17 protein-coding genes are annotated in these 11,860 nt (G+C 72.6%); 5 read left to right on the top strand and 12 right to left on the bottom strand.

What is annotated here, in order from left to right:
* Positions 1 to 97 precede the first annotated feature (97 nt).
* Positions 98 to 748 (top strand): 5-formyltetrahydrofolate cyclo-ligase, encoded by a 651-nt coding sequence (locus ACQP0N_RS03660; protein ID WP_433117561.1) that lies wholly within the window; start codon positions 98 to 100, stop codon positions 746 to 748.
* Between the two features lie 63 nt (positions 749 to 811).
* On the top strand, positions 812 to 1,186 hold the full coding sequence (locus ACQP0N_RS03655) for an FmdB family zinc ribbon protein (RefSeq protein ID WP_433117559.1): 375 nt from the start codon (positions 812 to 814) through the stop codon (positions 1,184 to 1,186).
* A 73-nt stretch (positions 1,187 to 1,259) separates the two neighbouring features.
* Here ACQP0N_RS03655 and ACQP0N_RS03650 read toward each other — a convergent pair whose 3' ends face one another.
* Entirely contained in the window at positions 1,260 to 1,442 is a 183-nt protein-coding gene (locus tag ACQP0N_RS03650) for a hypothetical protein (protein ID WP_355048993.1), read from the bottom strand.
* Between the two features lie 182 nt (positions 1,443 to 1,624).
* On the opposite strand from ACQP0N_RS03650, the gene ACQP0N_RS03645 reads away from it, so the two are divergent.
* Positions 1,625 to 1,819 carry a hypothetical protein gene (locus tag ACQP0N_RS03645; RefSeq protein WP_433117557.1) on the top strand — a complete coding sequence of 65 codons (195 nt, stop codon included), beginning with the start codon at positions 1,625 to 1,627 and terminating at the stop codon, positions 1,817 to 1,819.
* Between the two features lie 38 nt (positions 1,820 to 1,857).
* Here ACQP0N_RS03645 and ACQP0N_RS03640 read toward each other — a convergent pair whose 3' ends face one another.
* Positions 1,858 to 2,340 carry a DUF2231 domain-containing protein gene (locus tag ACQP0N_RS03640; RefSeq protein ID WP_433121391.1) on the bottom strand — a complete coding sequence of 161 codons (483 nt, stop codon included), beginning with the start codon at positions 2,338 to 2,340 and terminating at the stop codon, positions 1,858 to 1,860.
* A gap of 199 nt (positions 2,341 to 2,539) precedes the next feature.
* Between ACQP0N_RS03640 and ACQP0N_RS03635 the strand changes: the two genes are divergently transcribed.
* Together ACQP0N_RS03635 and ACQP0N_RS03630 are read left to right on the top strand one after the other, a co-directional pair.
* Positions 2,540 to 2,968 (top strand): Fur family transcriptional regulator, encoded by a 429-nt coding sequence (locus tag ACQP0N_RS03635; RefSeq protein ID WP_355048996.1) that lies wholly within the window; start codon positions 2,540 to 2,542, stop codon positions 2,966 to 2,968.
* A 75-nt stretch (positions 2,969 to 3,043) separates the two neighbouring features.
* Positions 3,044 to 3,901 (top strand): oxygenase MpaB family protein, encoded by an 858-nt coding sequence (locus ACQP0N_RS03630; RefSeq protein WP_433117555.1) that lies wholly within the window; start codon positions 3,044 to 3,046, stop codon positions 3,899 to 3,901.
* 42 nt (positions 3,902 to 3,943) lie between these two features.
* On the opposite strand, the gene ACQP0N_RS03625 is transcribed toward ACQP0N_RS03630, so the two are convergent.
* The 10 genes from ACQP0N_RS03625 to ACQP0N_RS03580 all read right to left on the bottom strand — a co-directional run bounded on the left by ACQP0N_RS03625 (position 3,944) and on the right by ACQP0N_RS03580 (position 11,794).
* Complete coding sequence (locus ACQP0N_RS03625; protein ID WP_433117553.1) at positions 3,944 to 4,864, bottom strand: RecB family exonuclease; 921 nt, start codon at positions 4,862 to 4,864, stop codon at positions 3,944 to 3,946.
* A 44-nt stretch (positions 4,865 to 4,908) separates the two neighbouring features.
* Positions 4,909 to 5,523, bottom strand: a complete 615-nt coding sequence (locus tag ACQP0N_RS03620) for a MarC family protein (protein ID WP_355048999.1) — start codon at positions 5,521 to 5,523, stop codon at positions 4,909 to 4,911.
* Between the two features lie 41 nt (positions 5,524 to 5,564).
* Positions 5,565 to 6,437 carry a PHP domain-containing protein gene (locus ACQP0N_RS03615; RefSeq protein WP_433117550.1) on the bottom strand — a complete coding sequence of 291 codons (873 nt, stop codon included), beginning with the start codon at positions 6,435 to 6,437 and terminating at the stop codon, positions 5,565 to 5,567.
* Between the two features lie 95 nt (positions 6,438 to 6,532).
* Positions 6,533 to 7,708 (bottom strand): hypothetical protein, encoded by a 1,176-nt coding sequence (locus tag ACQP0N_RS03610; protein ID WP_433117548.1) that lies wholly within the window; start codon positions 7,706 to 7,708, stop codon positions 6,533 to 6,535.
* Between the two features lie 31 nt (positions 7,709 to 7,739).
* On the bottom strand, positions 7,740 to 8,588 hold the full coding sequence (locus ACQP0N_RS03605; protein WP_433117546.1) for a SigE family RNA polymerase sigma factor: 849 nt from the start codon (positions 8,586 to 8,588) through the stop codon (positions 7,740 to 7,742).
* A gap of 103 nt (positions 8,589 to 8,691) precedes the next feature.
* Positions 8,692 to 9,567 (bottom strand): PH domain-containing protein, encoded by an 876-nt coding sequence (locus ACQP0N_RS03600; RefSeq protein ID WP_433117544.1) that lies wholly within the window; start codon positions 9,565 to 9,567, stop codon positions 8,692 to 8,694.
* Between the two features lie 6 nt (positions 9,568 to 9,573).
* Positions 9,574 to 9,732: a hypothetical protein gene (locus tag ACQP0N_RS03595; protein ID WP_007455302.1), complete on the bottom strand. Its 159-nt coding sequence runs from the start codon at positions 9,730 to 9,732 to the stop codon at positions 9,574 to 9,576.
* Positions 9,733 to 9,848: 116 nt separating this feature from the next.
* On the bottom strand, positions 9,849 to 10,481 hold the full coding sequence (locus ACQP0N_RS03590) for a DUF6758 family protein (protein WP_433117542.1): 633 nt from the start codon (positions 10,479 to 10,481) through the stop codon (positions 9,849 to 9,851).
* Between the two features lie 125 nt (positions 10,482 to 10,606).
* The gene (locus ACQP0N_RS03585) at positions 10,607 to 11,230 is read right to left on the bottom strand and encodes a TrmH family RNA methyltransferase (RefSeq protein WP_433121389.1); all 624 of its coding nucleotides are present in this window, start codon (positions 11,228 to 11,230) and stop codon (positions 10,607 to 10,609) included.
* A 39-nt stretch (positions 11,231 to 11,269) separates the two neighbouring features.
* Positions 11,270 to 11,794, bottom strand: coding sequence for a hypothetical protein (locus ACQP0N_RS03580; protein WP_425732993.1), 525 nt, complete (start codon positions 11,792 to 11,794; stop codon positions 11,270 to 11,272).
* Positions 11,795 to 11,860 lie beyond the last annotated feature (66 nt).

The raw sequence follows: 11,860 nt of genomic DNA, 5'->3' as shown, positions 1-11,860 counted from the left end.
GTTCCGCCTCCGTTGCTTGCGATGCTGACACAGAGCAACCGTGGGAGTGGCGTTGCGTCAGGAGTGTTGCGTGTCAGATTTTTCTGATGAAGCGGAAGTGACCCGTGTGACGAAGCGGGACGCCCGGGGGCGGCTGCTCGCCCACCGTCGGGCCCTGGACGACGCGGCGCGCGCCGCAGCCGCCCGGCGCGTCCAGGCCGAGCTGGTCGCCCTGGTACGCCGGCTGCGCCCGCGCCGGATGACGGCGTACGTGCCGGTCGGCTCCGAGCCGGGCGGGGCCGACCTCGCGGAGGTGTTGCGCGGGGCGTTACCGGCCGAGGGCGAATTGCTGCTTCCGGTGCTCCGCGCGGATCTCGACCTGGACTGGGCGGTGTACACCGGTCCGCACGCGCTGGCCGCCGCCGGCCGTGGCATCCGGGAGCCGGTCGGCCCCCGCCTCGGCGTGGCCGCCGTCTCCGGCGCGGAACTGGTGGTCGTGCCGGCGCTCGCCGTCGACCACCACGGTCGGCGGCTGGGCCGCGGCGGAGGCTCCTACGATCGGGCGCTGGCCCGGGTGCCCACGGCGGGCCTGACCGTGGTGCCGTTGCACGACGGTGAGCTGGTCGAGGCGCTGCCCACCGAGCCGCATGACCGTCCGGTCCGCGCGGTGGTCACCCCCTCCGGCGGAATGCGTACGCTTGATGGCGGCCCGGGTACGGCGCAGGGTGTCGCGCCCCACACGTCCGCTGGACGAACCCGGCCCGAATGACGCACCATTGGCACTCGAATACGTCGAGTGCCAACTGGCCGAGTCCAGATACCGGAGGAGAACGTGCCTACGTACCAGTACGCCTGCACCGCGTGCGGTCACCAGCTCGAGGCGGTGCAGTCCTTCTCTGACGAGCCGCTGACCGAGTGCCCGGCGTGTCAGGGGCGGCTGCGCAAGGTCTTCAACTCCGTCGGCGTCGTCTTCAAGGGCTCGGGCTTCTACCGCACCGACTCCCGCGCGTCCGGCTCGGAGACGTCGGCCGGCGGCGCGACCAAGCCGGCCAAGTCCGAGTCGTCCTCGTCCTCGGGTGGGGACTCCGGCTCGTCGTCGTCGACGTCCTCAACGTCCTCGTCGTCGTCCGGGTCCTCGTCGTCCGGGTCGTCCTCGTCGTCCGGTGGGTCGGGCGGCGGCAAGGCGGCGGCCAGCTCGGCGTCCTGATTCCGCTCGGCCGCAGACCGCCACGTCGGCGATGCGCCGCTGAACCCCGGGCGCGGTCCATCCCGTCCGGGGTTCAGTCCCAGTGCGGAGGGCGTTGGGCGAGGAGCCAGTCGTCGTTTCCTCCGCTGCGCTCGCCCCAGCCGTGGTCGGTGTCGTCCGAGGTCTGCTCGGGCAGCACCACGAAGTCGTCGCTCAGGTCGACGGTGCGGTCGTCATCGCCGCGCGCGACCGCGGCGCCGGGGTCCTCGGTGCTCACGAGCGGCAACACTAGCGCAGGCCGCCGGCTCCGTTGGTAGCCTCGGACGGCGTGACGACCCCCAGCGGTGGCAGCACCCCGGACGACTACTGGCGTCGGCCCGGGACCGGCGACGGTCCCCCGGCGGACCAACCGCCGCCGGCCACACCAACCACCGACGCGTATGCGGGGCCACCCCGAGCGTGCCGCCGCCGGCGGGCTGGCGTCCCCCCGTACACCTGGAGCCGGCGCCGCCGCGACGCCTGCCACCTCAGGACACGGCCGCCCTGGACGTGGCGGAGCAGCGGTCGCAGCGGGTCACCTACGGTTTCGGGGCCGCTGCCGCCGTGGTGTTGGTGGCCCTCGTCTGCCTGCTCTGCTCGCGGATCCTCTTCTGACCACCGCGCCACCGGCCGCCCCCGCCCGGCCGACGGCGTCAGAGAGTGGTGCCCCAGACGGCCTCGGCACCGGAGTGACCGGTCAGAGCGACGTAGACCAGGGCAGCGAGCGACAGCGCGACGGCGGCCACCGCGAGCACCGGCGTCACCAGGGCCGGCAGCCGTGGCACCCGGGGGTGTCCGCTGGTCGCCACGAGCAGCGCGATGGCCACGATCCCCAGCGGCACCACGATCCGGAAGAGGATGTCGCCGTAGCGCGAGTGCTCGAAGATCTGGTCGAGGATCTGCCCCTGGTAGCCCCGGGCGACCAGGGCGTCGGTGAACGCCTCACCGGACTCGACGGCCACGAAGGCGGTCACCGGCGTCACCACGGCGAGGATGCCCAGCGCCCAGTCCAGTCGGTGCCGCCAGCGTGGCAGCCCCACGTACGCGATGGCCAGCACCGCCAGCAGGGGGACGAAGACCACCATCGCGTGCACGACGAAGACGTGTGTCGGTAGACCCAGGATCTTCTCGAACATCGACACCTCCAGGCGGATCACGGTCCCGGGATCGCCAGCGTACGTACGAACCGCCGGTCGTCCCCGGGCTCTCCCCCGAAAGACACGCGCACGACGCTGATGAGGTTCAGTGCCGGGATCGATCTCTACGAGCTGTGTTCGTGACCACCGCCCCCGGCCGACTGTTGTCGTCGCTGGTCGCGCGTGCTGTCATTGGCGCGTGTCCAGAGGTGAGGAACTGCTGCGATCGCGGGGGCTGCGCGTCACCCGACCGCGCCTGGCGGTGCTGGATGTCCTCGCCGACGGTGGCCACCTGGAGGTCGACGAGATCACCCGGCGGGTCCGGGAACGCCTCGACTCCGTCTCCACCCAGGCGGTCTACGACGTGCTGGGGGCGCTGAGCAGGGCCGGGTTGTCCCGCCGGATCGAGCCGGCCGGCAGCCCCGCCCGGTACGAGGCACGCGTCGGCGACAACCACCACCACGTGGTCTGCCGGGGCTGCGGCGAGATCGCCGACATCGACTGCGCGGTGGGCAGCGCACCCTGCCTGGATCCGGGCGTCGCACACGGCTTCGAGGTGGACGAGGCGGAGGTGACCTTCTGGGGTCTCTGCCCGAGCTGTCAGTCGCGCCGCGCCGCCGACGGCTGACCTGCTCCCCGTCGCCGGAACCCCGGCCCGCCGTGCTGGCCGGCACCGACGCGCCGGCCGTGGCACGCTTGGTCGGTGGACTCCGATGACCTCGGCCTCTTCGGTCCGGGTTCGGTCACGTGGAAGGTGCACGAGGAGCCGATCCTGATCGTCGCCGGCCTGCGCTCGCTCTACCTCCAGGCGTTGCACCCGCGCGCCATGGCCGGCGTCGCGCAGAACAGCAACTACCGCACGGACGCGTGGGGAAGGCTGGTCCGCACGGCCACCTACGTGGAGACCACCGTCTACGGCACGACTCTCGACGCGGAGCAGGCCGGCGCGCGGCTGCGTCGACTGCACGCCCGACTGCGGGCCACCGACCCCGCCACCGGCGAGGAGTTCCGGATCGACGATCCGGCCCTGCTGCGCTGGGTCCACGTCACCGAGGTCGAGTCGTTCCTCAGCACCGCCCGCCGGGCCGGTCTGCCGCTCACCGATGACGAGGTTGACGGCTACTACACCGAGCAACGTCGGTCGGCCGCCCTCGTCGGGCTGGACCCGGCCACGGTGCCGGGCACCGCCGCCGAGGTCCAGGACTACTACCGTGCCGTTCGGCCGGAGCTGCGGATGACCCGGGAAGCCGCCGAGACGGCGCTGTTCCTCACCGCCCCACCGCTGCCGTGGAAGCTCGGTCTGCCGGCCCGGCTGGGCCTCAACCTCGGTCCGCCACGGTGGGCGTACCTCGGGATCGCCGGAACCGCGCTCGCGCTGCTTCCCCCGTGGGCCCGGCGGATGTACGGCGGGTTGGGGCTGCCCACCACCGAGTTGTCGGCGGATCTCAGCGTTCGCGCGCTGCGACTGGCGCTCGGCGCGGTGCCCCGTCGCTACCTGGACGGGCCGTTGATTCAGGCCGCGAAGCAACGTGCGGCCGATCGAGCGGCGCTGGCCGGCTGACCGACCGCACGCGCGTCGCGTCGAGCTGGCCGACGGACGCGATCAGCCCTCGACGGTTCGCTCCACGGCCGCCCACGGCTCCTTGCCCGGGGTCTGCGCTCCGGTGGGACAGTGCCGCCGGTAGTCGCACCAGCCGCAGCGCGGCCCGGGCGCGACCGGGAACGCCTCGTCGGCGTCACCGCCGTCGGCGACGACCCGCTCGGCGGCCATGATGTCGCGGGCCGTGTCCTCCGCGCGGGACAACTGGCGGGCCAGCGACTCGACGGTGTGGTCGTGACCGGCGACCGTGCCGGTCGGCAGGTGGTGCAGCTCGACCCGGCGGCACGGCCGGCGGAACACCCGCTCGGCCGCGTACGCGTAGAGAGCCAGCGCCTGCGAGCCCCGGGCGTCGTCGGCGTCCAGCCCGGTGCGGCCCGTCTTGTAGTCGACGATCACCAGCTCCGGACCCTCCGGACCGGGCCGGGAGTCGATGCGGTCGGTGCGGCCGTTGAAGGCCAGGACGGCGGTCTTGACCGCCACCACCCGCTCGACACCGAGCGGGTCGGCCTCCGGCTCCAACGTCTCGACGTACGCCTCCAGCCAGCTCAGCGCCCGCCGGTAGGCGGCCCGCTCCTGCTCGTCGTCGCGGTAGCCCTCACGGACCCAGGTGCCCTTGAGCAGGGTGGCCAACGCCTCGGGGCGGCGTCGGTCGGCGGGCAACGCGTACCAGTTCTTCAGGGCGGTGTGCACGCTGGCGCCGAGCGAGTTGTGGGCCCAGGGCGGGCCCTTCTGCGGTGCGGGACGGTCGACGTAGGAGTAGCGGTAGCGGCGGGGGCAGTCGGCGTACGTACCGAGTTTGCTCGGGGTGCAGACGAACAGACGCTCCGGCATCCCCTCGAAACCGAGCTGCTCGGCGCCGCCGGGACGCTGCTGAGGGGTCCGACCGCCAGCGGCGGATCGTCCGGATGAAGAGGCTCGTCGCACGCCTGCGATCCTGCCATCAACCCCCGACATCCGGACTGTCCCGGTCAGGTCATGTTCACGTAGTGCGTGACGAAGGCGGCCACCGCGTCGGCGATGAGCTGGACGGCGATCGCGGCAAGGAGCAGGCCGGCGATCCGGGTCAGCACCTCGATGCCTCCGGGGCGCAGGATCTTGACGATGCCGCCGGAGAAGCGCAGCACGATCCACACGGCGACCATGACGGCGAGGATCGCCGCGGCGATCGCGGTGTAGTCGCCGAACCCGTCGGCCTGCTGGACGAAGAGCATGGTCGCCACGATGGCGCCCGGTCCGGCCAGCAGCGGGGTACCCAGCGGCACCAGCGCGATGTTCGAGGTGACCTGCTGGCTGGGATCGTCGGCCTTGCCGGTCAGCAGCTCCAGGGCGACCAGGACGAGCAGCAGCCCACCGGCGGCCTGCAACGCGGGCAGGTCCACGTGCAGGTAGTCGAGCAACGTCTGCCCGGCCACCGCGAAGATCACGATCACACCGAGAGCGAGCGCGACGGCCTGCCACGCCGCCCGGTTACGGTCGCGCGCGGGCAGCGGCCCGGTCAGCGCCAGGAAGATCGGCATCATGCCCGGGGGGTCGGTGATCACCAGCAGGGTCACGAAAACCTCGCCGAACAGCTTCAGATCCACGTGAGCAACCTAGCCGCGCCACGGTGGGCGAAATACGCGGATCAGGCCGAAGCGACCTCGGTCACCCCGGCGGCGACGATTCGCTCGTACGCCTCGACTCCGGTGGTGAACGCGCCGAGCCGGACGGTCTTGTGGGTGCCGTGGAAGTCGGAGGAGCCGGTGACCAGGAGGTCCAGCTCGGCGGCGAGCGCCCGGACGTGCGCCCGTTCGGCCGGGCTGTGGTCCTCGTGGTCGGCTTCCAGCCCGGCCAGCCCGGCGGCGGCCAGCTCGGCGATCAGCTCGTCGGGCACCACCCGGCCACGTCGGGTGGCCCGGGGATGGGCGAACACCGGTACGCCCCCGGCGGCCCGGACCAGCCGGACCGCCCGGAAGACGTCGATGTCCTCCTTCGGCAGCCGGTACCGCTCACCCAGCCAGTCCGGGCCGAACGCCGCGCGGGTGTCGGCGACCAGGCCGGCGCGGATCAGCGCCTGCGCGATGTGCGGGCGACCGACCGTCCCGCCGGCCGCGCCGGCGAGGACCTCCGGCCAACTCACGTCGATGCCGTCGGCGCGCAGCAGCGCCACGATCCGCTCACCACGCTCCTCGCGGGCGGCCCGCACCCGGGCCAGCTCGGCTACCAGCTCCGGGTGTTCCGGGTCGAACAGGTAGGCCAGCAGGTGCAGCGGGATCGCCGGATCCGCACCCTCCCAGCGGCAGGACAGCTCGGCGCCCCGGATCAGGAGCAGGCCGGGCGGCAACGCCCGTACGGCCGGCGCCCAGCCCGCGGTGGTGTCGTGGTCGGTGATGGCCAGCACGTCCAGACCGGCGTCCGCGCCGGCACGCACCAGTTCGGCCGGCGTCAGCGTGCCGTCGCTGGCGGTCGAGTGGGCGTGCAGGTCGATCCGGGGCGCGGAGCCGGTACGCGAGGTCACCCCCGACGCTACCGAGCGGACCCGAAGCAGACTCGCGTAGGTGGCGGCGGTCCCCGGCGCCCCGGCCCGGCGAGCCGGCCGACCCCCCGGCGGCGTCAGGAGCCGCTGACCAGGACCGGCCGGTCGCCGGGATCGAGGCCGGCCACGGGTACCGGCTCGGCCTGTTCGCCGCCACGGACCCGCTTGACGTTCACCCGGACCAGCCAGCCGGAGCTGTCGACGTAGGCGACGTCCGAGTCGCTCGTCCAGGCGACCGTGCCGCTCACCGCGGGGCCGACGGGTACGGCGTCCAGCGTCGTACCCAGCCGCTCCAGGTCGACCAGCAGGGAGCGGTCGGTCGACCCGACCTTCCCGTTCATCAGGAGCCACCGTCCGTCGTCGGACATCCCGCCGACGCCGTCCGGGCTCAAGTGGCTGCCGCAGGCGGTACGTGCCGCTTTCGTGGCCCGCTTCGGATCGACGATCGCCAGGCACGTTTCGTCCGCCGAGTTCGCCGGCACCTGGCTGACCAGCCGCCCGTCCGGCAGCGAACCGTAGACGTTCAGGGTGTCCTGCTCGGGCACCTCGGTCAGCTTGTCCGCGCCGGGCCGCCACAGGACGTGACCCGGCCGGGTCGGATCGAGTCGGACCAGCAGGCTGCTGCCGACGAACCGGACGGGTTGCGCGCTGTCCGGGACCGCGATACGCACCGTGCCGATGAGCTGGGTGCCGACGACTCCCGCCACGAGCAGGTCCTCGCCGTCCCGCCAGGCGACCTGCGTGCCGTCGGGGGCGAGAACGATCTGACCAGCGCCGGCCAGCAGCACCTGCACCAGGCCGTCGTCCTGGGCGACCCAGAGGGAGCGCCCGGCGGCGGTGGGCGCTCCGACCACCAGCAGACCCGTGCCGTTGGGCAGCCGGTGCGCGAGTTCGGCGGGGCCGACGCCGGGCAGCGCCAGACGCTTGCCGTCGGCGTCGATCAAGGCGCCGGCGAAGAGTACGTCGGCGTGCGCCTTCGACGAGGTCGGAGGCGGGGCGGCGCTGGCCGTGGCGAGCGGTTGGGCCGACAGGTCCGGGTCACCGATGACGACGATGGGCGGCCCCTGCTGGTCGGAGCCGCCGGAGAGGTGTGTCATGCCGGCGCCGATCAGCACGGTGGTGACCACCCCGAGCGCGATACCGACTCCGGCACGCCGCCGTCGGATCCGGTTGGCGCGTCGGATGGCCTGACCGGCCGGGTCGGCGGTCAGTGGACGGGGGACGGCGACCTGGCGCGAGAGAGCCTCCCGCACCGCACCTTCGAGCTGGTCACGTCGCACCTGATTAGGACGCCGCAGGCCGCCCGTGAGGTTGTCGGGGAGCCGCGGAAAGACGTTCACTGCTGCTCTCCGGGGCCGGTGCCGACAGGCACGGCCACCGAAGCGGTGGGCAGGTCGAGCGCCGGGGCGATCGGATGGGGCGCGGACGGGCGCGGCGCGACCGGCCGGGGCGCGGCCCGACCGACGTTGGGATGCGGCGTTGCCGCAGGGCGGGCTGCGGCCATCCCTCCGACCGAACCGGACGGGACCGCCTCGGCAGTCCCGCCGGGTCGGGCAGCCTCTCGGGAGCGGGGGCAGCCGCGTCGCGGCCGCGCCGCGAGGCGGTGCCGGTCCCGGTCGGCTCGGCGCCCAGATCCGGAGCGTCGGCGCCCATGCGGCGGCGCAACGTGGCCAGCGCCCTGGATGCCTGGCTTTTCACCGTTCCCGGCGAGATGTCCAACAGGGCCGCCGTCTGCGCTTCCGACAGGTCCTCGTAGTAGCGCAGGACGAGCACCGCCCGCTGCCGGCTGGGCAACTCCTTGAGGTGCCGCCAGAGCAGGTCGCGGTCGAGCTGCCGCTCGATCTCGTCGAGGCCGGGGCGCTCGGGCAGCACCTCAGTGGGGCGCTCACCGTGCCAGCGCCGCCGCCACCAACTCGTCGACGTGTTGACCATCACACGCCGGGCGTACGGCTCGACCGCCTCGATCCCGCCGAGCCGCTTCCACGCGAGGTAGGTCTTCGTCAGCGCCGTCTGGAGCAGGTCCTCGGCTGTCGCCCAGTCGCCGGAGAGCAGATACGCGGTACGAAGCAGGGCGGCGGAGCGAGCCGCGACGAACTCGCGAAACTCCTCCTCCAGGGGATCCCTGCTCGCCACCACACACCTCCGCACCCAAACCGTCCTGGAAGAGTGCCACGTCAGCGGCGTTTCGGTCCATGACGAAAGGTGCGCACTTGCTCCGATGTTCGGACGAAAACCTTCACGCGCCGTCGTCGGCCTTGGCCTCGTCGGCCTCCTTGCCCAACCGCGCCTCGACCGCCTGCGGCTCGTACATCTCTTCGACGACCCGTAGGTAGAGCTCATTCGGGTTGGGCAGATTCTTGATCTCCCGCAGCGCCTGCTCCTGGCCCGCGGACTCCAGCACGAAGGTGCCGTAGTTGAGCGCCCGGCCCGTCGGGGTCTGCTCGTACTTCATGTCGGTGACCCGGACCAGCGGCATCATGGCGACCTTGCGGGTGACGATCCCGTTGACCACCATGACCCGCTTGTTGGTCAGGATGAACCGGTCGTACCACCAGTCGGCGACCTTCCACGCCACCCAGCCCATGACGGCGAACCAGAGCAGCACCGCGATGGTCGTCAACGCGCCCACGCTCCGCCCCGCGAGAAAGCCGGACAGGTAACCGAGCACGAAGGTCGCCGCGACGCCGATCAGGAGCGGGTTGGTGAGGTGGATCCAGTGCCGCTTCCACTCGCCCCGGTAACGCTCGGTGGGGAAGAGGTACCGGGCGACCAGCGAGCTGGGCTCGTCCTCCAACGGGAGGACCCGTCGGGGCGTCGACCCCATGGCGTCGGCGCGCAGACCCGCCAGCTCCTCCTCGGAGATCTGCGGCGGCTGGTTGGCGGCGTCGGGATCGCGGATCCAGGCCCGACCGGACCGCCCTTCGCCCGCATAGCCGGGCCCGTCACCGTAGCCGACGTCGTCCGAAAGGGATGGCCCGTCGGACAGGCCGGCGCCGGCGCCGTAGCCCGGGCCGTCATCGGGCCCGATCCGCGGAATCGGCTCGGTGTCGCGCTCGCGACGGTCCCGGTCGGGGTCGTCCGGGTCGAAGGGTGGACCGGAGGGGCTGCCCATCGGCGGCTAGGCGACGAGGCTGGTGAAGAAGTCGCCGAACCCCTGGGCGATGTCCATGATCCCGCCGCCCAGCGACTTGAACACATCAGCCGCAGAGTTTGGCCGATAGGCGACGAAGAAGATCAAGAATGCGATTCCGGCCCAGGTGAGGACCTTCTTGACCATGGCGGGCCATCCTCTCGCGCGGCGCCGGGTCCCATTACCGCAGCGGCACCCAGAGTATCAGTGTGGTGTCGTACAGTGAATATCTGCGTCCGTTCTCCGTCAACCCGGAAGAGATGTCAAGCTCTCCCGGACAGGTACGGGGACGGTGCGCCGTACACGAGTTCGGGCGGAGTCCACTCGGTCAGGTCGTGTAACACGACATCCTCCGCGAGCAGATGACCCGCACTCGCCGGCCAGGCTATCGCATGTAGCCACATTCCCCGAGCCTCGCCGGCGTACGCGCTTCGATCCGTCGGAGAATTCACCAACCACAGTGGAGTCGGGTGCCCGCCGACCCTGATCCTGGCCTGCCCGACGTGCTCGGGGTGCCCGGGGCCGGGGTCGGTCAGCGCGTCGACAAGCTCCGGTCCGGGATCGGGGCCGGCCAGGCCGGCGAGTCGCGTACCCAGGCCCACGCCCGGCTCCTCGGCCACGAAGACCAGATCCGCCGGGCCGTCGTCGAGCGGCGCGGGCCCCGCGCAGGCCACCGCCGTCGCCCGCACGCCGGTGCGGTCGTCCCCGGCGTACGCCACGCCGGTGAGGGTCCAACCGGGCGGCAGCGGCCACGGGCACCACAGCGGTGTCCCGGGTGGACCGGGAGCCGCGGTGATCCGTTCCACCACGCTCGCGACGATCTCCGCCCCGATGTGTTCGGGCACGTGCAGCGGCGGCACGGGTCCGCAGCGCAGGCACCTCGACTCGGTGTGCATCAGATCCGGCGCCCGTACCGGGCCCCCGCATCTCGGACAACTCACCGCGACACTCACATCCCCACCGTCACCCCGTAGCGCCGGCACGTCAAGCCGGAACGCCGATCGCGCCGTTGGGGCGACGGTCAGTCCGGCGGAGGGCCGGCGTGCGTCCGGATCCACGCGTGCATGGCGATGCCGCTGGCCACTCCCGCGTTGATGGACCTCGTGGAGCCGTACTGGGCGATGGAGTGGAGCTGGGCGCAGGCGGCCCGCGCGGGCGCGGACAGGCCGGGGCCCTCCTGGCCGAACAGCAGCACGCAGTCACGCGGCAGGACGGCGGTCTCGATCGGCCGGGAACCGGGCAGGTTGTCGATGCCGAGCACCGGCAGCCGCCGTTCCGCCGCCCAGACGACGAACGCCTCGATCGTCTCGTGGTGCCGGACGTGCTGGTAGCGATCGGTCACCATCGCGCCGCGTCGGTTCCACCGACGCCGACCGACGATGTGCACCTCGGCGGCGTTGAACGCGTTGGCGTTGCGTACCACCGTGCCGATGTTGAAGTCGTGCTGCCAGTTCTCGATGGCGACGTGGAAGCCGTGCCGCCGCCGGTCCAGGTCGGCGACGATCGCCTCGTGCCGCCAGTAGCGGTAGCGGTCGACGACGTTGCGCCGATCGCCCTCGGCCAGCAGTTGCGGGTCGTAGCGCGGATCCTCGGGCAGGTCCCCCGGCCAGGGGCCCACACCCACCTCAAGCTGGTCGTCGGTCACGGTCATCAGAGAGTACGGCCACCCCGGCGCCCTGCGATCTCAGCCCAGGCCGAGCGCGTCACCGAGCCGGTCCAGGAAGCGCCGGTCCGCCGGGCTGGCCGGATGCCCGTCGAGGCCGGGCACCGCCCGGCAGACGCGGGCCGCGACCGACTGCACCCACTGGCGGTACGCCGCCGAGTCGGCCGGATCGGCACGCCGACGCAGCACCCGGGCCGCCGCCCGACACGCGGCCAGCAGGTCCACCAGATCGGTGAGCCGCTCGGCGGGCGCCGGCGCGCCGTCGTGCCGGGCGTAGATCGCGGCGACCACGGCACGGACCAGATCGCTGTCGAACCCGCGGCCGGCGGCCACCGCGTCCAGGCCGGCCAGGCCCGCCTCCACCCCGCGCTCCGGGCGGCCGGCGCCGGGCGCGGCGGCGGCCACGAGGACCCGAGCGGGCAGGCTGGTGAGCAGATCCCACTCGGCGGCGGAGTAGACGGCGGTGGTCAAGGGTGCGGCACGGCGGCCGGCAGAGGGCGGCTCTCCGGCGACGGAGTGGCTCATCGGAACCTCCGGCGTCAGCATAAGCCCCGAAAACGGGACCAGGGCCGCCACCGCCAGAACCTGTTGCCCGATGGTGCCCTGCTCCGG

The sequence above is a fragment of the Micromonospora sp. CA-246542 genome (assembly GCF_050942905.1).
Classification (GTDB): Bacteria; Actinomycetota; Actinomycetes; order Mycobacteriales; family Micromonosporaceae; genus Micromonospora.
The sequence above is the reverse complement of the archived record's forward strand: the minus strand, read 5'-3'. Positions and strand labels throughout refer to the sequence as shown.